Annotated in this window: 18 protein-coding genes, 1 tRNA gene and 1 pseudogene; 6 read left to right on the top strand and 14 right to left on the bottom strand. The window is 69.3% G+C overall.

What is annotated here, in order from left to right; genetic code table 11:
• The first annotated feature begins 335 nt into the window (after positions 1-335).
• Positions 336-938 (top strand): GOLPH3/VPS74 family protein, encoded by a 603-nt coding sequence (locus ACFV3E_RS41325; protein WP_500540902.1) that lies wholly within the window; start codon positions 336-338, stop codon positions 936-938.
• 176 nt (positions 939-1,114) lie between these two features.
• Here ACFV3E_RS41325 and ACFV3E_RS41330 read toward each other — a convergent pair whose 3' ends face one another.
• On the bottom strand, positions 1,115-1,291 hold the full coding sequence (locus ACFV3E_RS41330; RefSeq protein WP_500540904.1) for a hypothetical protein: 177 nt from the start codon (positions 1,289-1,291) through the stop codon (positions 1,115-1,117).
• A 443-nt stretch (positions 1,292-1,734) separates the two neighbouring features.
• A tRNA-Met gene (locus ACFV3E_RS41335) sits at positions 1,735-1,812 on the bottom strand.
• A 117-nt stretch (positions 1,813-1,929) separates the two neighbouring features.
• Here ACFV3E_RS41335 and ACFV3E_RS41340 point away from each other — a divergent pair.
• Positions 1,930-2,211, top strand: a pseudogene (locus tag ACFV3E_RS41340) (IS5 family transposase); the annotation flags it as partial.
• 8 nt (positions 2,212-2,219) lie between these two features.
• On the opposite strand, the gene ACFV3E_RS41345 reads toward ACFV3E_RS41340, so the two are convergent.
• Both ACFV3E_RS41345 and ACFV3E_RS41350 read right to left on the bottom strand, forming a co-directional pair.
• Entirely contained in the window at positions 2,220-2,669 is a 450-nt protein-coding gene (locus ACFV3E_RS41345) for a hypothetical protein (protein ID WP_500540906.1), read from the bottom strand.
• Positions 2,670-3,058: 389 nt separating this feature from the next.
• Entirely contained in the window at positions 3,059-3,832 is a 774-nt protein-coding gene (locus ACFV3E_RS41350) for a hypothetical protein (protein WP_500540907.1), read from the bottom strand.
• Between ACFV3E_RS41350 and ACFV3E_RS41355 the strand changes: the two genes are divergently transcribed.
• Entirely contained in the window at positions 3,831-7,277 is a 3,447-nt protein-coding gene (locus tag ACFV3E_RS41355; RefSeq protein WP_500540909.1) for a WD40 repeat domain-containing serine/threonine protein kinase, read from the top strand. The two genes, ACFV3E_RS41350 and ACFV3E_RS41355, sit on opposite strands and share 2 nt — an antisense overlap.
• A 74-nt stretch (positions 7,278-7,351) precedes the next feature.
• Here ACFV3E_RS41355 and ACFV3E_RS41360 read toward each other — a convergent pair whose 3' ends face one another.
• From ACFV3E_RS41360 to ACFV3E_RS41370, 3 genes are read right to left on the bottom strand one after another with little or no spacing between them, the layout of a single operon-like run.
• Complete coding sequence (locus tag ACFV3E_RS41360) at positions 7,352-8,866, bottom strand: hypothetical protein (RefSeq protein WP_500540911.1); 1,515 nt, start codon at positions 8,864-8,866, stop codon at positions 7,352-7,354.
• On the bottom strand, positions 8,863-10,068 hold the full coding sequence (locus ACFV3E_RS41365) for a DUF6236 family protein (RefSeq protein ID WP_500540913.1): 1,206 nt from the start codon (positions 10,066-10,068) through the stop codon (positions 8,863-8,865). The genes ACFV3E_RS41360 and ACFV3E_RS41365 overlap by 4 nt, the downstream gene beginning before the upstream one ends.
• The gene (locus tag ACFV3E_RS41370; RefSeq protein ID WP_500540915.1) at positions 10,068-10,571 is read right to left on the bottom strand and encodes a hypothetical protein; all 504 of its coding nucleotides are present in this window, start codon (positions 10,569-10,571) and stop codon (positions 10,068-10,070) included. Before ACFV3E_RS41370 ends, ACFV3E_RS41365 begins: the two co-directional genes overlap by 1 nt.
• Before the next feature lie 515 nt (positions 10,572-11,086).
• Between ACFV3E_RS41370 and ACFV3E_RS41375 the strand changes: the two genes are divergently transcribed.
• A complete protein-coding gene (locus ACFV3E_RS41375) occupies positions 11,087-11,215 on the top strand; it encodes a hypothetical protein (RefSeq protein ID WP_500540916.1) in 129 nt (42 codons plus the stop codon).
• A gap of 102 nt (positions 11,216-11,317) precedes the next feature.
• On the opposite strand, the gene ACFV3E_RS41380 is transcribed toward ACFV3E_RS41375, so the two are convergent.
• From ACFV3E_RS41380 to ACFV3E_RS41390, 3 genes are all read right to left on the bottom strand, one after another.
• Entirely contained in the window at positions 11,318-11,566 is a 249-nt protein-coding gene (locus tag ACFV3E_RS41380) for a hypothetical protein (protein WP_500540918.1), read from the bottom strand.
• Entirely contained in the window at positions 11,563-12,882 is a 1,320-nt protein-coding gene (locus tag ACFV3E_RS41385) for a S8 family peptidase (protein ID WP_500540920.1), read from the bottom strand. The genes ACFV3E_RS41380 and ACFV3E_RS41385 overlap by 4 nt, the downstream gene beginning before the upstream one ends.
• A gap of 1,050 nt (positions 12,883-13,932) precedes the next feature.
• Positions 13,933-14,814, bottom strand: a complete 882-nt coding sequence (locus tag ACFV3E_RS41390; protein WP_500540922.1) for a DNA/RNA non-specific endonuclease — start codon at positions 14,812-14,814, stop codon at positions 13,933-13,935.
• Positions 14,815-15,048: 234 nt separating this feature from the next.
• Between ACFV3E_RS41390 and ACFV3E_RS41395 the strand changes: the two genes are divergently transcribed.
• Positions 15,049-15,903: a caspase family protein gene (locus tag ACFV3E_RS41395; RefSeq protein WP_500540924.1), complete on the top strand. Its 855-nt coding sequence runs from the start codon at positions 15,049-15,051 to the stop codon at positions 15,901-15,903.
• A gap of 288 nt (positions 15,904-16,191) precedes the next feature.
• On the opposite strand, the gene ACFV3E_RS41400 is transcribed toward ACFV3E_RS41395, so the two are convergent.
• Together ACFV3E_RS41400 and ACFV3E_RS41405 are read right to left on the bottom strand one after the other, a co-directional pair.
• Positions 16,192-16,893, bottom strand: a complete 702-nt coding sequence (locus ACFV3E_RS41400) for a M23 family metallopeptidase (RefSeq protein WP_500540926.1) — start codon at positions 16,891-16,893, stop codon at positions 16,192-16,194.
• 242 nt (positions 16,894-17,135) lie between these two features.
• Entirely contained in the window at positions 17,136-17,456 is a 321-nt protein-coding gene (locus ACFV3E_RS41405; protein ID WP_500540928.1) for a hypothetical protein, read from the bottom strand.
• A gap of 868 nt (positions 17,457-18,324) precedes the next feature.
• On the opposite strand from ACFV3E_RS41405, the gene ACFV3E_RS41410 reads away from it, so the two are divergent.
• On the top strand, positions 18,325-18,903 hold the full coding sequence (locus ACFV3E_RS41410) for a hypothetical protein (protein ID WP_500362081.1): 579 nt from the start codon (positions 18,325-18,327) through the stop codon (positions 18,901-18,903).
• 295 nt (positions 18,904-19,198) lie between these two features.
• Here ACFV3E_RS41410 and ACFV3E_RS41415 read toward each other — a convergent pair whose 3' ends face one another.
• Together ACFV3E_RS41415 and ACFV3E_RS41420 are read right to left on the bottom strand one after the other, a co-directional pair.
• Positions 19,199-19,609, bottom strand: a complete 411-nt coding sequence (locus ACFV3E_RS41415; RefSeq protein ID WP_500540930.1) for an SRPBCC family protein — start codon at positions 19,607-19,609, stop codon at positions 19,199-19,201.
• A complete protein-coding gene (locus tag ACFV3E_RS41420) occupies positions 19,606-19,920 on the bottom strand; it encodes an ArsR/SmtB family transcription factor (protein WP_500540932.1) in 315 nt (104 codons plus the stop codon). The genes ACFV3E_RS41415 and ACFV3E_RS41420 overlap by 4 nt, the downstream gene beginning before the upstream one ends.
• Positions 19,921-20,130 lie beyond the last annotated feature (210 nt).

Here is a 20,130-nt window from a genome sequence, read left to right on the forward strand (position 1 = left end):
GAGCGTCGATTGCCGGCCGCCGCCCCTGATGGCGGACTGCCGCAGCCTGCCGTGATGGCGCGGGCCACGTCACCAGCCGGCGTAAGCCTGCCGGGAGGCGGCAGGCGACGTGCTGGGTCGATCACCTGCATGCGCGGCGTCGGCAGTCGTGAACTCTCGCGGCCGTGTTCCTGGTAGCCGCGGACGATCCCTCGTCGGCCGCCGCGCTCACAGCCGGAGAATGCCCTGTCCCTCAGCCGCCGGATGCGGCAGGCCAACAGCTCAACCAACGCAACGAGCACATCGGCGGCGGCAGTTGACGTCAGGCGTTACGACCCAGGGGACGTGAGCTTTTCATGACCACACCGCAAGACTTGCTGATCGTCGTCCTGGACGTGGAAGCCGGGCCTCCACTCGCGCCAGGCGGCCTGTCGCTCGCGCTCGCGGGAGCCGAGTTGATCGACCTCCTCAAGGCCCCGACCATCCGGCTGGACGGGGACCGGATCGTGCCGGGCCATCCCGGGGAACCGGCTGATCGCCTCCTGACCGAGGCTGCCGCCTCATTCGTCATGGACGAGCCGTACGAGCTGGTGAGTGATTGGCTGTGGCGCAGAGGCAAGTCCCTGACGCAGACATACGTGGCCGCACTGGAAGCACAGGGAACCATCGTGCGAGAGCGCGGCCGTCTCTTCCGGGAGGGGCGCAGATCTCTGGCCAACTCACCGTTCCGCCATCGGGCGACCACGCGCTGGGCCCATGTCGAGCCCGTCCTCCTCGCTCTCGCTGAAAGCCTGGGTATCGACCACGACCAGGCCAATGAATCAACCGAAATCACCGATTACGCGGTGCAGACGGTGCTGGCCTGCGTCCGTACCGCGCTGGAGGAACTGGAGGCGGAGCAACAACGACGCGCCATCGAGCAGGCCGCCTTCGACAACCTCTGGCGCACGCTGGAATGACTCCCGCGAATGCGACCTTATGGGGACCATCGCCCACCACAGCCCGGGCGACGATCACCGAGTTCGCCGCACTGGTCGTCACAAGAAGCGAGAAGTGACGAGGCATCCATCCGTCACGTAGCGCCGGGGTGGCGAACAGCCCGCTGCCGCCACGGCACCAATGACGTACCCGATCATCAAGAAGCCGCACAGTCCACGAGCTCGGCCGCGAGTTCCGGGTCGGGCTTGGCAAGGGCGCCGAAGTCCTCATCGGGTAGCGCCTCGAGCCGCTGCACGACCCTGGTGAGCGAGTTCGACAGCGACAGGGACGACGCGCGCCGGCACGCCCGGTGAACGACATCGACCGTGACCACCTGGGGCACCATCGCCGTCCGGGACGGCGCCGGTCCCCGCCCGCGACCACGCGGCGTGCGCCAGGGGGGCCTGGCCCAGGTGCCGCAGCAGCAGAGCCTGTCTGCGCCAGTGCTGCGCGTCGCGCAGTTCACTGTGCTGCAGGTGGTGCCGGAACAGGCAGCGGGCCGCGGTCGGGGAGCACCGGCGGCGAACTGCCACCGGAACCGGGCACTTGTGGTCCGGGTCATCGCGCAGATGCCAGGTGCCGCGACCGACAGCCCGCTGCTGCAGGTACGGGCCCTCATTCGATGCCCTCGCCCCGCCCTTGGCAGACTCCACGTGATCTTTGGGGCTCGTGAGGCGAGGAACTCCGCGCCCGGAGCCTCGGTCGGACAGAGGGATGGGAGCCTATGCATACGGCTCCGGCCCCTGTCCGACGAAAAGTCGGGCAGGGGCCGGATGTTGGTAGCGGGGGCGGGATTTGAACCACACGACCTCTGGGTTATGAGCCCAGCGAGCTACCGAGCTGCTCCACCCCGCGTCGATGTACCCAGCTTACGACTCTCGGGCGGGCTACGCAGGGATTTACCGCGGAGGTTCTCTAGGTCGTGTGCGATGGGTCGCGTGACGCTCCCGCCGGGCACTCGTTCCGTGGGACATGGGGCGGGGAGATCTTTCGGATGAAGAGTGGGCTCGACTGGAGCCGCACTTGCCGACGAATCGCGGGCAGGGTGGACGCTGGCAATCCCACCGCCGTGTGATCAACGGGATTCTGTTCCGGCAGCGGACCAGCCTCCCCTGGCGGGACCTGCCTCCCTGCTTCGGTAGCTGGAAGACGGTTCACGATCGTCATCGCAGGTGGTCGGCGGACGGCACGTGGGAGAGGATCCTGCGGGCCGTCCAGGCCGACGCCGATGACGAGGGCCGAGATGAGCTGTCGAACCCGGTCTACCAGGGTGAGCGGGTGTCGCGGCGTGCTTCTGGGGTCTGCTCGGGCAGAGCCGTGTTTTGGTCGGTGCGCAGCAGCATGCCCGGGTCGGGTTCGAAGTCCTCATTGGGCGGTGCCGACTGGTGGAAACGCTCGGTGCGCGGAATGGCGACTTCCACCAGTCGGCCCTCCTGGAACATCCATAGTCCGAAGCAGTCGTCGTCCTGGTCGCGAAGCAGAACTTGCACCGTATGCGGATGCGGCCACGGCAGCGACTCCAGGTGCCTGAGCAGGCCCTTGCGGGCACGCATTTTCTCGAACTCCAGGGCCCACCCGAACTCGTAGCCCCAGTGCCCCGCTATCGGGACGAAGCGACCTTGCCACGTGCGTTCCGGGTCGTCCTGGGTCAGCGGTTGCATCACCTCGTCCGACCAGCGGGCGAGCACGATGACCTCGGCGTCTCTACTCATGCCGGAGTATCACCGCATCCGCCTGATCCACCGCAACCAAATTCCTCAACCGACCGACGCAGGCAAGGGCGGATTGGCGACGAGCTATCAGTGCCAGCGAGCCCGACGAAGGCGCCTTCGGAGAAGCTCATCTGCGCCTAAGCCACGGCCCTGATCAGCTCACACGACCCATCGGACAGCCCCTAGCCTGTGCCGCGCTTCAGAGGACACTGCCAGCCACCGCGCCCCTCTCAGACCCGTCGTGTCACCTGAGGGGAAGCCATGCCCGCCCCACAAGAACAACAACCCCACCAGCATGCCGGTCGACCGCGTCAAGGTTCGGGGGCCGAGATCAGGGTCCCTCGTGCGCATCCGTCGTTGAGCATGCCGTCCCAGTTATCGGCCCCGTCTCATCCACACGGACGAGAGACCGGATGAGGAGAACGCGGGCCTCTCAGCGATAGGGAAGAGGGGCGCACCCCCACCGGCGCCGGTGCGCCCCACCGCCCCTTGCACAGGCGTACAAGCAGCCGTTCTCCCTCTCCTGTGCTCAAGCTGCGGCCGAAGTCCGGGTTACGGGAATTGTGGACACGCGGCAGCCACACGCCTTCCCCGTCCGGCGCGCCGTCCGCCGAGCCAGCGTCGCGCCGGGCCTCAACGAGCGTGCCAGGCAGGTCATCGGCGCCGGCGATGATGACGCCCTCCCATCCGGCAGCGCAGCGCCGCTCCAGGACGGTCAGCGCGATGACCTCCGGCCCCGCCGTCATGGAGAAGACGAGATAGAGCTGGTCGGGATCCCGGGAGGCGAGGCACAGTGCCGGCAGGTGCGCGGCCGTGACCGGGCGCCAGTCGCTGACCGGGGTGTCGTCGAACACCCCTGGACCCAAAGGCTGTTCCTCCTCGGGCGGAAGTTCCGGCGTGGCCGCCACCGCCGCGTCCTGCGCAATGCAGGGGAGCGCCGACCCGTTCCGCGGCAGGAGCCGGGCGGCAACAGGCTCCGGCACCCGCAGGGCCACGGTGAACTGCTCCCAGTGCGTTTCGACGGTATACGAGGCCAGGACGCCCAGCTCCCATTCCGTGAGACCAGCTGAGCGGGGAATCACCGTTGACCGTACAGACCCGGATGGCCCGGTCTCTAATGAGCAGGAAGTTGCAGTCGATTCGGCGAAAGGCGTGTTGTACATGGGCGACAGGGCAATCGAGGAGGTTCTCGACGACCGCTACGAGGTTAAGGAGGTCGCGGGTGAGGGCGGGATGGGGCGGGTGCTGCGGGTCCTGCACCGGCAGTGGGGAATCGACCTGGCGGTCAAGATGCCGAGGCCGGAGGTGTTCGCGACCGATGAGCAGCGCAAGCGGTTCGTCACCGAGGCCGAGGCGTGGGTCGCGCTCGGGCTGCACCCGAACATCTGCGGGTGCCACTACGTGCGCGTGGTCGACGACGTCCCTTACGTCTTCGCCGAGTACGTCGGCGACGGCAGCCTGCACGACTGGATCGCCGACCGCCGCCTGTACGAGGGCGACCCGGAGGCGGTCGTGGTGCGCATGGTGGACCTGGCGATCCAGATGGCCTGGGGCGTGGGACATGCGCACGCCGCGGGCTTGGTGCACCGGGACATTAAGCCGGCCAACGTGCTGCTCGACATGGAGGGCGGTGACATCGTCGCCAAGGTCACCGACTTCGGCCTGGCTCGCTACCGGCCGATCGTCGCCGAGGACGGCGGGGACCTTCCGCACGGCGTGGGCGTCCCGGTCTCGGCGGGCGGGCGGACACCCGCGTACGCCTCGCCGGAGCAGCTGTCGAAGCGGCTGGTCGGGAAGCCGACGGACGTCTTCAGTCTCGGTGTCACGGTGCTTGAGATGTTCACCGGCGGGCCGCGCTGGGGCCGGGGTCCGTCCGCGAACGACACGATCAGAGAGCGGCACGTCATCGAGTCGTACGGGTTTGGGCTGCCGCCGATGCCGCCGGATCTGGGCGAACTGCTGGAGCGCTGCCTCCATCCGGACCCCGAGGAGCGGCCGGGGCCGATGGCCGCGGTCGCCGAGGAACTGGCGGAGATCCATCTGCGGATCACCGGCGAGCGGTACCGGCGCCTGGAGCCGAAGGCAGCCGACCTGCGTGCCGAGGAGCTCAACAACCGGGCGCTGTCGCTGCTCGACCTCAAGCGTCCCGAGGAGGGCGCCGCCGCGTTCGATGAAGCGCTGACCGCCGACCCGCAGCACGCCGACGCGACCCTGAACTTGGGGCTGTGGCGGTGGCGCCGTGGCGAGATCACCGACGAACAGGTGGTGGCCGATCTCGACGCCGTCCGCACCGACACCGGCGACGCCTGGCCGGCGCGGCACGCGCTTGGCCTGGTCCACCTCGAACGGGGCGACCTCGCCACGGCCCGGCCGCTTCTTGAGCGCGTCGACCGCGAGCAGCCCGGGCTGCGGGACGTGAGCGAGGCGCTGGACGTGCTCGACTCCGGAACGGTGCCGTCCGCGGACTGCATCGGGGTCAAGGAGATCCGCTGGAACCCGACCGCCGCCGGGAAACCGGACCCGATGTTCCGCATCGATGTGTCCGCGGACGGCAGGACCGCCGTGTCCGGTGGTGACGACGAACACGTCCGGATGTGGGACGTGCTCACGGGCCGGTGCCTGCGTACCCTTCGCGGCCACAAGTCCACGGTGCGGTCGGTCCGGATCACTCCCGACGGCAGGTATTGCGCCTCGGTCGACTTCGGCTCGGTCCTGCGCATCTGGGACCTGTCCGACGGCAGGTGCCTGCGGTCCATCAGGGCGGCGAGGTCCTTCGAGTGGGCAGCGGTCAGCGCGAGGGAGGGCATCGCCGTCGCCACGGAACCGGGCTGGAAGGACGGTGTGCACGGCGTCGACGTCGTCGTGTGGGATCTGCGCCGGCGCCAGGTCCGCTGGCGTCTCTTCGGCCCGCTGGCGCAGTTCCCGGAAGCCGAGCTCAGCCCTGACGGCCGCTGGGTCCTCGTGGCCGGGTACAAGGACTGCATCGCCCGCCTCTGGGACCTGCGCACCGGGAAATGCGTGAAGGTGCTGGACGGGAAAGGCGTGAACCAGCCCGTTCTGTGCTTCGACCAGGGCAACGGCCGGGCGGCGATCGCCGACAACCACGACGCCGTCGGCATCTGGGATCTGCGGACGGCGCGGCGGCTTCGGACACTGCGAGGCTCCGTCAGATCGCTCGCGATCAGCGCCGATGCCGCGAGACTCCTGGTCGGCGCCCGCGACGGCGCGGTCCGTCTGTGGGACCTGGAGACCGGCAAGTGCCTGCGCACGTTCCGGGGCCACCAAGGCGAGGCGGCCCACGTCCGCTGGGGAGCGGGCGACCGGTTCGCGCTGTCCGCGTCCCTCGACAACACCGTACGGCTGTGGCGGATGCCCGACTCTCCCGCCGTTCCGTTCCAGGTGAGCCGCCCCCGTAGGCACGGCGTGCTGAACCTGCTGGAAGAGAAGGTGAAGGCACTGCTCGACACCGCGGCAGCCCGCGAGGTGGCAGGCGACCGTGCCGCCGCGCTCCACGCGCTGCGGGAGGCCCGGGCCGTCCCCGGGCACGAGCGGGCTCCCGACGTGATGGCCGCCTGGCACGGCCTCAGCCGGTCACTGGTCCGCACCGGCATTCGTGCGGTCTGGCTCGAACGCGGTTTCCCGGCGCACCGGTCGGGCGTCGACTCGCTCGACATCAGCGCGAGCGGGGACGTCATGGCCACCACCGACGGCAGCGAGATCCGGCTCTGGGACCCGGGCACCGGCGCGCTGCTGCGGACCATCACCGACCCCGATCGCAGCGCGCCCGCCAGTCCGGTCGCAGGCATCGACAAGGTGCAGCTCAGTACCGACGGCGGCACCGTCATGGCCTGGCGACGCAGCGGATCGGCCAAGACGTGGTCGACTGCTACCGGCGCGCAGCGGCACGCGCTGTCCGACGACCGGCTCATCGGCACGGAGATGCCCCAGACGCTGCGGTGGATCCTTCCCGTGGGCATGAGCCCCGACGCGGCCGGGTTCACCGCCGACGGGCGCCGCGTGCTCGTCGGCGGCGACGGCAACGACCGGCGGCTGCGGCTCTGGGACCTGGAGACCGGCACCTGCCTGCGCACGCTCGTCGGCCACACGGGAATGCCGCGGGCCGTGTGGCTCGGCCCCGGCGACCGCATCGCCGCCACGGGCGCGAGCGACGGTACGGTCCGCCTGTGGGATCTCGGGACCGGCCGCTGCACTGCCGTGCTGAGCGGCCACACATCCGGGGTCATGGCCGTGACGATGAGCGCCGACGGGAGCCAGGTGGCCTCCGCGGGCGGCTACGACGATCTGTCGATCCGCGTGTGGGACACCGCCACCGGCGCGTGCACCGCGGTGCTCGAAGGGCAGCGCGGCAACGCGCGGCCCATGCGTTTCACCCCGGACGGCCGCTTTCTGCTCTCCGGCCACGACGGCGCGGAGCTGCGGCTCTGGGACCTGGCGGCCGGCACCTGCCTGCGGACAGTGGAGGCCCAGCCCGGTCACCTGGGCCAGCTCGCCGTGACGGCCGACGGCACGTACGCGGTCTCGGGCGGCAGCGACGGACGCGTCCGCCTGTGGACCCTCGACTGGGAGCTGGCGGAGCCTCGGCCCTGACCGGCTCCCAAATTCCGGCTCCCAAGCGTCAGTTCACCGCCACCCGCTTCCAACCCTCAGCCACAGACCTGAGTTCACAGACCCCACCGCGCGCGGTACCGGTCCGCGACTTGCTGCGCGTACAGGTGCGGGTACGAGCTCTGGCTGTCCGTGATCTCCAGGACCTCGTCGTCGGCGACGAAGAAGATGCCGCGGCCGATCCTCATCTCACCTGCGGCGACCGGCGCGTAGACCATCCATCCGCAGTCCATCCGGTCGGCGACGAGGTCCGCGACCCGGTAGTCGGGGCTGTCCATGTCGTGGGCGAGCATGTAGCGGCGCACGATAGCGATCGCCTGGTGGCGGGGCAACTGCGGCAGGTCGGTGCGGTGGGTGACGCCCGCCATCACCAACTGGTGGTAGGCGCCGTCGAGATCGGCGACCGCGCCGTTCCCGAAGACCTCGGCCAGCATGCCGCGCTCGGCGAATCCCCCTTCGGCGGCGGTGACAAGCCGCAGCGCCGCCGCCTCGGTGTCGCGCGTCACGCGCGGGGCCAGCTTCGACACGATGTCGGCGACCGTCTCGCCGGTCCAGACGCCGGGGATCGCCGTCGCGAGCTCCTCCGCCGGCGGCGACTCGCCCCGCCGCCAGCGCCCGCTCTCCCACCAGTAACAGAAGGACATCAGGCCGACCTTGCCCCGTTCGTCGAGCAGCGGATCCGCCACCCACGCCGGCGCCCCCGCGAACAGCTCGGGGTGCGGCGCGTCACCGCGATACGCCTCGATCAGGCTGGGCGCGTCCCAGACGCCGCCGGAGAGCACGGCGCGACCGCCCGCGAGCATCGACAGGGTCGAGCCGCCGCGTTTCGAGCCCTCGAACCGAGCCTGCGAAGGCTGCATCCGCGGCCCCCATTCGGAACCGGCCGCGACGAACGCCGCCGACAGGACGGCCCAGCGGGACCAGGTCTCGGTGAGACCCGGCATGTCGTTCGGCGAGACGTCTTGTGCAGATCGGGCGCCGTGCGGGGCGGCGGGTACGGCGGCCGTCCGCGGGCTGCGCTGTTGTCTGCCGTCGTGGCTGACGAAGGCGGACAGCCAGGTCGGGAGCTTCTCCGCCGACCAGTCGAAGGCTTCGAGGTCGGCCCGGTAGTCCTCGGGGGCGAACAGGTGCTCGTCGGGGAACGGCTCGTCGCCGTAGTCGAAGCCCACGTCGTAGTCGACGTCCGCTTCGACGCCGTCGTCGACGTGGAGGTCGAGCGTCACCCGCCACCAGGGCCCGCGCGGCAGCCGGCCGGTGGTCCGGCGCAGCTCGCGGGCCAGTCGGACCGCGTCGGGACCCGGCGTGGCGTCGGTGGTGGCGCGGCCGTTCGAGTGGCGGACGTGTGCCACCTCGGAGCGCAGCGTCAGGGCGAACACGGCGGTGATCTGCAGGCAGTCGGACGGAGCCTCGCCGATGAGGCATTCGACGAGACGCCGGGTCTGCCGGTCCGCACGGGCCAGGACCGTCGGATCGGTGCCGGGTTTGGGGATGAGCACGTGGCCGGAGTCGGCGTCGAGTCCTGGGAACGCTTTGTGAAAGGCCGCGGGGAAAGCGGCGTCGTCACCTGTCATAGCGGCCATGTCCTTCGCAGCTTGTCGATCAGCGTGTCCGGGCCGATGGCCCGCTTGAGCTGGAACAGATAGCCGACGGGCGACTCCTGCGCGATCTTGCGGCGCCTGCGCCGCCACTGGAGGGGCGCGCCCACGACGCAGCCAGCGACCACGGCGGGGACCGTCAGCGCGGGCGTGACACCGACCGCGTTCGCCGCTACCGCGGCCAGCGGCGGCAGCGCCACGGATCTGACGTTGGCCAGGGCCCGGGCGGTTTCGAGGCCGGCGCCGCGCATGCGCTCGTCCAGGTCGTCGAGCCGTGTGCGGACCGCGCGGTCGACTTCGGTGTGCAGATACTCCTGGTAGAGCCCGGCGTCCCGTACGTCCTCGATGGCGCCGAGCTGCTGGACCTGGTCGGCCGTGAACTCGCGGAACGCGTCCAGTTCCGCCCCGAACTCGGCGCGGATTTCGAGGATCTTCTCGATCGGGATGTTCCGCAGATCCGCGGGGATCACCGTCGCGAACGCCAGGAAGGCGAACGCCTCCTCGGGCGCCGGCGGGGCCGCGGCATCCTCTGCCGGGAGGCCGTCGAGGAGCGCCGCCGTGAGCCGCTCCAAGGTCCAGCCGGACATGGCGGTGTGCGGCAGCGTCTGGTCGGTGATCGGGTGCAGGCAGTTCTCGGCGGCTATCTGCTCGGCCAGCGCGAGCACGTAGACGGTGGCCAGCTGGGGGTGCATCGCCACCCAGATCCCGCCGCGGCCCGGGCGGACGACCGCGAGCCCCTGGTCAACGGCCGAGTCGAGGAGGTGCTCGCTGATGCGGCTGGTGTGGACGTACCCGAATCGCGGGTTGAGCCAGGTGGGTTCGTCTTCGGCGGGCTCCTCCCTGCCTGCGGAGAACCCGCCCGCGTTGCCGAATCCGGCGTCGGCGACCGGTAGGCCCCAGGTCTCGATCCGGTTGAGGCCGAAGCGGTCCCGGAGGTCGGCGCTGTGTTCGTGGAGCAGTTCCAGGAACGGCTCGGCGACTTCGGCGGCGGCCCACGCGGGCGGTTCGAAGTCGAGTAGCCAGCGCGCGGCGTGCAGCTCCTGTGCGGCGGGCGAGTCCTGGAGCGGGTAGCCCGGCGGCCGGATCCGGGCCATCTTGGGCCAGTACAGGGCGGCGTACTTGAGCCAGTTGTCGTCGCGGACGTGGATGTGCGGGTAGTAGAGGGCGAACCGGTCCATCAGACATTCCCTCCGCGCCGCGCCTCGTCGAGGTGCCGGAGCGCATGGGCCGCCTGCTCGTGGTGGCCCGTCGACCGGAAGAGCCTCGCGGCTTCGGTTGCGTACGGGACCGCCCGCTGGTGCTGGCGCAGATGGTCGACCAGGATGCAGGAGATGCTCAGCATCGCCAGGGCCCGGAACGCGGTCTTGCCCGTACTGAGCGCCTTCTCCGCGTTAGATTCGAAGATCTGGATCGCGCTCTCGTACGCTTTGAGCTGCCACTCGCAGACGCCCGTGAGGATGCGGCACTGCAGTTCCCGTTCGACATCCCCGAGTTCGGCGAAGAGCGCCGCCGCCCGAATGTGGACTCGCAGCGCGTCGGTGAAGCTCTGCCGTTCTCCGAGTCCGAATCCGAGTCGCAGCAGGGCCATCGCCGTCGCCCGGCGCTGAGCCGCGGGACCGCTGATCGCGGCGGCCCGCAGCAGCGGTTCGATCGCGTCGTGGAAGCGGCCCTTGTCGGTCATCGAGGTTCCCAGGTCGAGTGGCGCTTCGCCCTCGGATTGGTTCTGCGGTACCACGGTCCTCCACAGTGATCGGAATCCGTCTCGTGACCCTGCCACGTCTCGGAAGCACTTGGGGTTCAGGGTGTCCTTCGGACAGAACTTTGCCGGGAGCCACAATCACTAACACGAATGGGCGGCGACTCCGGGGAAGCGTTACAACATCAGGACGTGAGGCCTGCGGCGCGACGGGTCGACCCGCAACGTCCCTTCCTTGACCGTGTCAGGGCGTCTTCGCCTTCGGTGTCGTTTCGGCGTGAGCGGGTGGAGTTGGAGGGCGTCGGTGGACCCGTTCTGTGGTGATGGCAGTTGTCACACCCCGAGTGTGTCCCAACTTCCTTGGTTTCGGGGCCATACCGGACGCCGCGGCGGTGTCCGGGGCCCAAGCAAGGCAGTGCGCGGCCACTCCGCCGGGCTGGTCATCACCTGCCGGGGCCGCTTTCGACATCACCGTCGGCACGACCGACGTGTCCGGATCCGTGACATCAACTGTTGGGCACCTCGACAACGGCACCTACACCGACCGCCTGGTCCAAGCTGGACAGACCACCACCGTCACCGAGCCGTTCCTCCTCGATATCGACCCGGCACGCCTCATTCGGCGGTAGGGGGGCCCGCTGTGCCTGCCGGTCCTGTCCTACTCGGGGAGCGTCACGCTGGGCAGAACCGGGACAGGCCGCGGCCTCATTGGCCGGGGTGTTCGTTGGGGTTCATTGGATGGGGGATTGGGGGGGTGGTAGTTCGGTGGTGCGTTCCCGGTCGAGGGATTCGACGCCGTCGATTGCTTCCAGGGCCGGTATCCGGTCTTCGGTGATGGTGCCGGTGAGCGTGCCGAGGATCGGCTGCTGGTTGGTGACCGTCAGTCCGGCCTGCCGCAAGGCTATGAGCACGTCTGCGAACCGGTCGGGGTCGACTGCGAGGATGACCCCGACCGGTGCGGGTTGGGACGACTTGTTCACGGGGCTTGGAGGAGGCCTGCGCCGATGTCCCTGACGGGTTGCGTCAGCGGGAAGGCGCCGGATTTGAGGCTGGCTACGAGGTCGGCGGCGGTGGCGTTGGGGTTTGCCTGGGCGAGGAGTGCGAGGACTCCGGCGACGTGTGGGGTGGCCATGCTGGTGCCGCCCATGGACTGGTATCCGCCGCTGGGGGCTGCGGATCGTACTTGCCATCCGGGTGCGGCGATGTTGATTTCGCCGCCTTGGCCGTTGATGGCGCCGTTGGAGAAGAACGCCGGTGTGAGGCCCTTGTCGAGGGCGGCCACCGCGAGGATGGACGGGCAGTTGGCGGGCCGGCTGACGGGCTCGATGTTCGGGGGCCGCCGGCTGTCGTTGCCTGCGGCGGCGACGATGACCGTGCCGCGTTCGAGTGCGCGCTGGGCCAGTTTCTCGTATGTCTGCGGGAAGAGCTCACCGGGTTGGACTCGTGCGCCGAGCGACATGGAGATCACTCGCGCGCCGTGGGCGACGGCCCAGGCCATGCCGGCCAGGATCTGGCCGTCGGTGCCGCTGCCTGCATTGCTGAGGACCTTCGCTGCGAGGATCCGGGCTTCGCAGGCCACGCCATAGCGGGGTCCTTGCTGGGGGTTGGCCGGGCCGGCGGCGGTGCCGATGCAGTGTGTTCCGTGGCCGTGGCCGTCCTCGACGATTTCGCCGGGCACGAAGGAGGCTGTCGCCTCGATGCGTCCGGCCAGGTCCGGGTGGTCGGTGTCCACGCCGGTGTCCAGGACAGCGATCTTCACATCGCGTCCGGTCAGGCTGGACAGGTTGGCCCGGATCGCCTGCAGGCCCCAGGTCCACTGCTGCTCGTCCCAGGCCGGGCCCTGGACGGCGGCGACTTCGGCCCTGGTGTGGCGGGCGACCACGTCTTCGTCGCTGCGGTAGGCGGGGAAGAATTCGGTCGGTGCCTGCTGCGGGGCGGTGATCGGCAAGGCGTAGACCATGCGTTCCGGCTCCGCCGCGATGATCGAGGGCTCCGCCTCGGCCGTGGTCACCAGTGCGTGGCGCTGCTCGGGCCGTACCTCGACGACGGCGGCGCCGAGTTCCTCGAAGAGCACCGAGACGTCGGGGCGCTCGAGGAGTTCGGAGACATTCCCGGTCTCCGTTCCTCGAACGCGTTCGACAGGCGCGATGTCGGCGGCCGATCGCAGTGCGTTCAGTCCGTTTTCCTGGTTGCTCGGGTCGAGTAGGACCACGTAGCGGCCGGTGTATTCGGCACCGTGACCTATACCGGGGCCGTTGGGCCGATGGGGCTGCTCGCCGAAGGCACGCCTGTCCATGGGGCCGTTCGCCATTGGTTCTTCCCGCTTTCTGTGTGCTTCCCCCCGGCTGGATGGGGGCACGCCGATTCACGGGTCGTCAGGCGCCAAGGGTGGCGGGGAGCGGTTCAGCCGCGTGTCGACGCGTGATGCCGTGACCTGCAAGGCTGTCGGTTGCCAGGCAGTCGGCGTTGCCCCCGCTACACCGTCGCACCGGGTACAAGGGCCCGCAACTCAGCGTTGTCATCCACGGCGGGTAGACGACGCCCCCCCACGGCTCGGTGCCTTTCGAAGGGGCCTTTCCTGGCTGACGGCCTTATCTGCCGGGGCGCCCCAAGAAAAGCCAGGCGGTGATCGTATGGGGAGGTCGCAGGGGACGATCCGGGTACGGGGCCAGGGGGTCTGTTCGCGCGGGTCAAGGTCACCAGGGCGCCGGCAGTACGGGCGATGGCCGGGGAACGAGCCGTATTCCGGTCTGCTTGCCGGGGCACCCGGGTGCTCCCGGCTCGGCCATGGGTGGTGTTGTCTGCCGACAGCACCACTGCGGCGGCGGCCGGGCCCGCGGGCACGGGACCTCGCGACCCGTGCCATGCCCCTCGTCGGACGAGGCTCTGCCGGCGCTGTCGCGGCGGCGCACCAACAGGTGCTCACGCAAGGCGCACGGCGGGGCAGGGCGTCGGCAGCCGGTTCTGGTCACGGACGGTCCGGCGCCGGCGGCGCCGGTTGGAGCCGCTGTCCGATACGAATGCGTGGTGGGCGCTTGCCCGGGCCGCCGTCGGCGTTACCCGGCGTACTGCCATCGACGCGGCCTGGGGTCATGCGTCTGCGTCCGCAGGAGCAGCCGGTCACGCGGCCGGATGGTGCCGGTCGAGAGGTCGTGGTGCCCGGCGGCGAGACCGGCGAGCGCCTCGTCCTCTTCCGCGTACCGGTCGGGGCCGAGCGTCGGGTCGCCCGTTGTACGGGGCAGCGGCCGTCCGTGCTCCCGCCAAGGAATTGCAACCCGTGGCGTGCACGGGCGGCCGGTTGCCCTGCGGATCTCGAGGACACCAGGCCCGGCGCGTCTGCGGGGCCCTATACGACGATGTCGTCGAACGATTCCAGCTGTGTCCAGCGCTTGGCGGCGCGGGCCCCGGCAGGCAGGCGGTCGGCGGCCGGCAGGGGGCCCAGGTCCAGTCCGGTGATGTCTGCGACGTCGGCGACCGGTACCTGGAAGGTGCGGAAGGCGCCCAGCGGTGGGGGATCGCCGGCTCTGGCCGCTTCGTCCAGGGCCCGGGCGGCAGCGTCTTTGCTGAGGTCGGGGCTTTGGTCCAGGACGTACGCGGTGGACGCCAAGTCGCCGTCCTGCATGAAACCGGCGACCTTCCAGAAGCGAAGAGGGACCTGGATGCCCCGGTACGGCGGATCGGAGTCCTCAAGGACTGCTCCGGTAAACACTGTCAGCTTGCGGTCGAACTGCCCGGCGTGATCGAGGAGGAAGTTTTCCAGCCCCTGCCACAGTTCCTTGCCCTGGTTGAAGATGTCCATCTGCGGAGCAGCGTTGGTGTAGTGGAACGTGTCACCGTTGGCCACGGTTGCTTCCGGCGCCTGACCCCATACCGGATCGAGCCTGCGCACCAGGTGTCCTTTGTCCAGCGGGTTGTCCTTGTACACCGCGTGCCCGGCCTGCTGGCTCTCGGGGAGGCGGGGGTCGAAACGCCAGTTGTCGTTGCGGTCCACGTCCATCAGCTCGCCGCCGTTGATCGCAACAGCCGTGGCCGTTGCCAGGCGCCGGTCCGGACGGAAGACCACGCTGAAGTGCGTGTAGGGCAGGATTACCGTTTCGATGCCCGGATCGGTCGGCCGGGGCAGCGGCACCGCCGGCCCGAGGAAGCGCTCGTCGTAGCCCTTGCGGTGGGCCAGCGATTCACGGCTCGCCGTTGCGGTATCCGGTGACGGATCGGGGGGAGTGGCCATGACTGGCTACCTACCGTGCCGCCCGTGTCTGCACGCCCGCATGCATCCCAACATCACCCAAATAGATCTACATAGAACACTGGGCATCTAATCGGGCGATTAGGATCATGCCGGGAGTGGGGAGGGAGCGGGAGCCGGCCCTTTCCATCGGCCGGGCTTTCGGCCCGATGACCGGCTCTCGGTACCCGCGGGCGACCCGCGGGGCGCTGTCACTCGTACGGAAGGAGCCAGTCCATGGCTCAGAGCATGTCCATCCACATCGGACTCAACAACGTCGACCCTGACAAGTACAACGGCTGGGACGGCAAGCTCATCGCCTGCGAGAACGACGCTCGCGACATGGAACAGCTCGCCAAACAAGCCGGGTTCAAGGACCGGACCATGCTCCTGACCGCCGAGGCGACCGTCGGCAACGTGAACACCGAACTGCGCAGGGCAGCCAAGGTCCTGTCGCCGGGGGACATCCTGCTGTTCACCTACTCGGGCCATGGCGGGCAAGTCCCCGACATCAACGGGCCCGAGGACGAGCCGGACCGGCTCGATGAGACGATGTGCTTCTTCGACCGCGAGTACATCGACGACGAGCTGTACAAGGAACTGGAGGCTTTCGCCGAGGGCGTTCGCATCCTGGCCTTCCTGGACTGCTGTCACAGTGGAACGGGGCTGCGGGTCCGGCAACTGCTCACGCCAGAAGCCATGGAAGAGCAGTTCCAGACGACCGACCCCAACCAGATCGAGACGACATCCAGGCTCATGCCCCTGGACAAGCAGGATGAGCTTTACCGGCGTGACCAGGGATTCTACGACGCCATCCAGCGTGAGCTGGACGCACGGGACAGCCGGGAACTCGGCGCGAGCGCTGTGCTGATCTCGGCGTGCCAGGACAACCAGCTGGCCGCCGACGGGCTGCGTAACGGCCTGTTCACCGGCACCCTTCTTCAGGTGTGGAACGGCGGCAAGTTCCCGGGCGGTTACAAGGCATTCCACCGCGAGATCCTCAGGCGGATGCCGGCCACCCAGAGCCCGAACCTCTTCGTGACCGGTCGGCCCAGCAACCGCTTCCTTCGACAGCGGCCGTTCACGATCTGAGGAGAGAAAGCCACACAAGGCCGCGGTCACCGCGGCTGCCTTCCGGCCCCGGACGGGGGTCAGCGATGCCGGGCTCGGGCAGGAGGCGTTCGACGGTGCAGCGGGCCACCGCGTGACCCCGCCGGTTCAGCGCCCGCCACACCCTGCCAGGCACCGCGGACACGACGTCGCGCATTCCACGTCAGTACCCCGGGGAATACCGGTCACCGGCAGCCCTGCCTCTGCGGCGTCACTCGTCGGGGCCCTGCCGGCAGCTGCTGTCGGCCAGCCGCGCGCGGATGGATTGCGCTACCACTGCGGCCTGCGCACGTGGCCGTACCCGGCGTTGCGAGGCCGGTCTTCGAAGTGAAGGTGCGGGCCGGTTACGTTGCCGGTGGTGCCGACGTAGCCGATCACGTCGCCGGCCTTGACCCGGCCCGCTTTTCCATTGCGTTCCATGTGGCAGCACCAGTAGTCGCGGCCGTTGTCGGCCCGGAGTCTGGCCACCTTGCCGTATGCACCTCCGTTGAAGAACTCCACGGTGCCGGGCCGGACCGCGACAAGCTTGGCTCCGGTTGGCGCGGCATAGTCGTCTCCCGTGTGGTAGCCGGCTGCGTAGCGCGCGTTCCTGACTCCGAAGGGGTGGGTGACCTTGTGCCCGGGACACGGTGAAGGCATCCTGCCGCCGGGGGCGGCGCCGAGATCGACGACCTTGAAAAGGCCGGATTCGTCGGCCAGCAGTCTGCAGGTCTCCGGTCCGGGGATGCCGTCCGCGGCGGCTCCGCTCCAGCCTTGCGACCGCTGGAACTTCGTCGTTGCCGCTTTGGTCGCGGGGCCGAATATGCCGGGTCCGGACGAGTAGTCCAAGCCCACCACCTTCTTGAGCCCTTGCTGGAAGAGCAGCACATCGGGCCGGCTGTTCTCCTTCGTGCCCGCCATGCCGACTTCTCCGGTCGCGGCTCTGGCGGCACCGTTCACCTTGAGGTACGAGATGCGCGGGGACTCGGCCATCGTGGCCCTCCTCCGGCTCGCTCCAGCGCATACGGCCCAGGGCGCTGTCGGCGTGCCTGATGGGCTTGCTGGGAAGGCGTCCATCTCCACGCTACTCCGGGCGCTGCAGAACCTCCGAGTGCGGCCGCCGCCTGAATCCATCGTTCAACAGCGTCAAACGCTACGCACGCACCCGCGAACCCCCCGGCCCTGCGTCGGGCACCGCGCTCCCGGCCCACCCTGGCGACCCCTACCGCGACCCCCTACACGAACGCCGGACAGCCGACCCCGCCGTCCTCGTGCTCCAGCGCTTCGGCGAGATCAAAGAGCTGGGCTCCACCGGCAGCCGCACGCTCCTCGACCGCTGCATCACCCAGGGTCGTGCCGAGAGCGACCGACCTGTCACCACGCCCCGCCGGCTCACCCGCCTTGTCCTGACCCGTCCCGACAACCTGCGGGACAAGGACTCCGCGCTCGTGCGGGACCTCGCCGCCTGTCCCGAGATGACCGAACTCACCTATCTCGTCGCAGAGTTCGCCGCACCCCTCACCCTCAGCACCGGCAATGACGCCAGGCTCAACCAATGGGCTACAGCCGTCCGCGCCTGCGCCCTACCCCACCTGCACGCCTTCGCGAACGGCCTCGAACTCTCGACCGGTCCGCGGTCAATGCGGGCCTCACCCTGCCCCTCGCAACGGCGCACCGAGGGCGTCAACACGCGAACCAAGAGGATCACGCGGCAGAGACACGGCCGGGCCGGTTCGCCCTACTCCGCCACCGCATCCCCCTCCAGTGATCAACGCGCTGCGCCACCACCGACTAGGCGACAGAGCCGAATGCGGGACGGAGCCGTTCAGTGGACAGGGCCAGCTGGACGCGCGCGCGGACGACCGGCTCGCGGTAGTCCCGCCAGGTGAAGCCCTTCGGCAGGATGTGCCGGCTGATGTGGTCACCGATGTGAGCGCAAGGGGTTCCCCGGCCACCACACGCGGCTGCGAACTGGGGACAATGGCGCTGCACGAGGTGCACACGGGCAGCGGTGGAAACCGCCTGCCCATGGACGCAGCGCATCAAGCCGCGAGCACCGGTGAGCCGCAGTCCGGCCCGGTCCCGGCTGAGAGTTTCGCGGCCGCAGCCTGCTTCAGCGCCTCGCCGCCGTCGGCTGCCCCGGGGTCCTGCGGGAGTGAAGGGCTGGATGAGAGCCGGCTTCGCGGTCGACGCCGACGCCGTGGCCGCCGACTTCGCCCAGTTCAAAGGGGATGCTGAGCCGGTTCGACGGCCCGGGCAGCGGGCGAGCGCATCGACAGGCGCCGTGACAGACTGAAAACGACAGGGGCCGTTCGGGTGGAAGTTCGTGACCGGACGCACCGGCGGCCCCCAATTCCCCTTCAGCACACTCGTCTTGGCAGGGTGCGCCGCCGCGCGTCCCTGGCCACAGAGAGGAAGTCTGAGATGACGATGACCACCGACATCAAGCAGGCGCTGCTGCCTCCGCGCGTTCAGACAACGATGGCACTTGGGGACGACCACGCCATCCAGATCCTCGCGTTCCCCGACGGTACGATGGCGATCGTGGAGGGCGGTCGCGCGATCGACCAGCTTCCCGCCACTCCGGGCGAGGTTCAGGGACCGCCCGAGGCCGGAAAGCAGGCCAGTGGTGAGTGGGCCGGCTACGGCGAGCCCGCGGCGCGCGCCACGGACGAGCAGATCTGGTTCCGGAACACGTTCTGCAACGGCGCCCAGTCGTGCGTACAGGGTTGGGACTGGGCGACCTGCGGGACGAATCGGGCCGTGGGTTTCGGGACGGGGATCGCGATGGTCGGCCGCGAGGGGTCGCACAACGCCACTCTCTTCGTCGACGTGTGGCAGTGCAGCGGCCAGGAGTGCTTCTGGGTCCAGAACTGGCAGGGCAAGGTCGTTCCGGGACACTGGCTCTCGGTGAACACCAACGCGCCCGACCGCAAGTGGCTGCGGTGGCGGCTCGAAGGCGCCGGAGGCGACACTCAGGTCAGTCTGGCCGCCAAGTACTGACCGAACGACCCGGCGACGGCATCCCAAGCCATGCCACTTGACCAACTGCGTACCGGCTCGAAGCCTCGGCGCCCAATGGATCGTCGGCCGTGACGCCGGTCCCCTCGGAAGGGGCCTGATTCGACCCGGCCGCGAACGGACAGTGCCCGCCCCCGGCGAGCGCGCCTGCCACGGCGTGTTGCAGAGCTTCCGGCTGCGCCCTCAGGGCGTGGGTCATCTCGGTGAGCCCCGCCTTGCCGTCCCACCTGCGCCCGCGCTGGTGATCGTCGCATCGACACCAGGGAAGAGCTCGTGCTCAGGCGTTCTCAGCCAGGACGGTGCCGAGGCGGTCCAGGACGTGGGGCCAGCCCTTGCCCATGCCGTCGTATGCCTGTCGGCCCATCGGTGAGTCGAGGTCGAAGCCTGCATGGGTGAGGAGGAGGCGGGTGCCCTTGCCTTCCGGCTGCAGCTTCCAGGTGATGGTGGTGTCGAGCGTGCCCTCGGCGAATCGGTAGGTCAGCAGTCGCTGGTCGTCCACTTCGGTCACCTCGCAGGGTTGGCTGCCGAAGGTGCCCATGTCGAGGGTGAAGCGGTGCCCGACGACAGGCTGGACGTCACCGGCCGCCCACCAGCGGGCGTGGAGGTCAGGGTCGGTGAGGGCTTTCCATACCGCCGCCGGGGGGTGGGGCAGGAACTTCTCGCAGGTGATCGTGTTGTTCTCGGTCACGTTTGGTTCTCCTCGTCCAAAAGATCGGCGAGCGCGTCCATGCGCTGCTTCCAGTAGTGCTCAAATGGGTGCAACCACTCGCTCACCTCGGCCAGGCGGGCCGGTTGGAGGTGGTAGAAGCGGTGCCGGCCACGTGGCTCCTCGCGCACCAGCCCGGCGGTACGGAGCACCGCCAGGTGCTCGGAAACCGCGGGTCTGCCAAGCTCGAACATCGCGGCCAGCTCACTGGTGGAGCGAGGCCCTTCACGCAGCCTTTCGAGCAGTCTGCGACGAACAGGGTTGGCCAGTACGCCGAACACGTCGGTAGGCATGACGAAACGATAGGTCGGAAATCTCCGACGCGTCAAGAATTTCCGACGGGTCCTTGGGGGAGCTCTCCCAGCACAGTCGGCCCTCACCGCCCCCTTGCCGGAACATCGCGGACGTGAGGGGTGTGGTGATCGGCGATGCAGCCTTCGTTGAGACCGGGCGCGTGCGGTCATTTCTCCTCGACGCCCGCGATCCCACTGCCTCCGCAGCCC

Origin of the sequence: Streptomyces sp. NPDC059718 (genome assembly GCF_042733315.1) — a bacterium.
Lineage (GTDB): Bacteria > Actinomycetota > Actinomycetes > Streptomycetales > Streptomycetaceae > Actinacidiphila.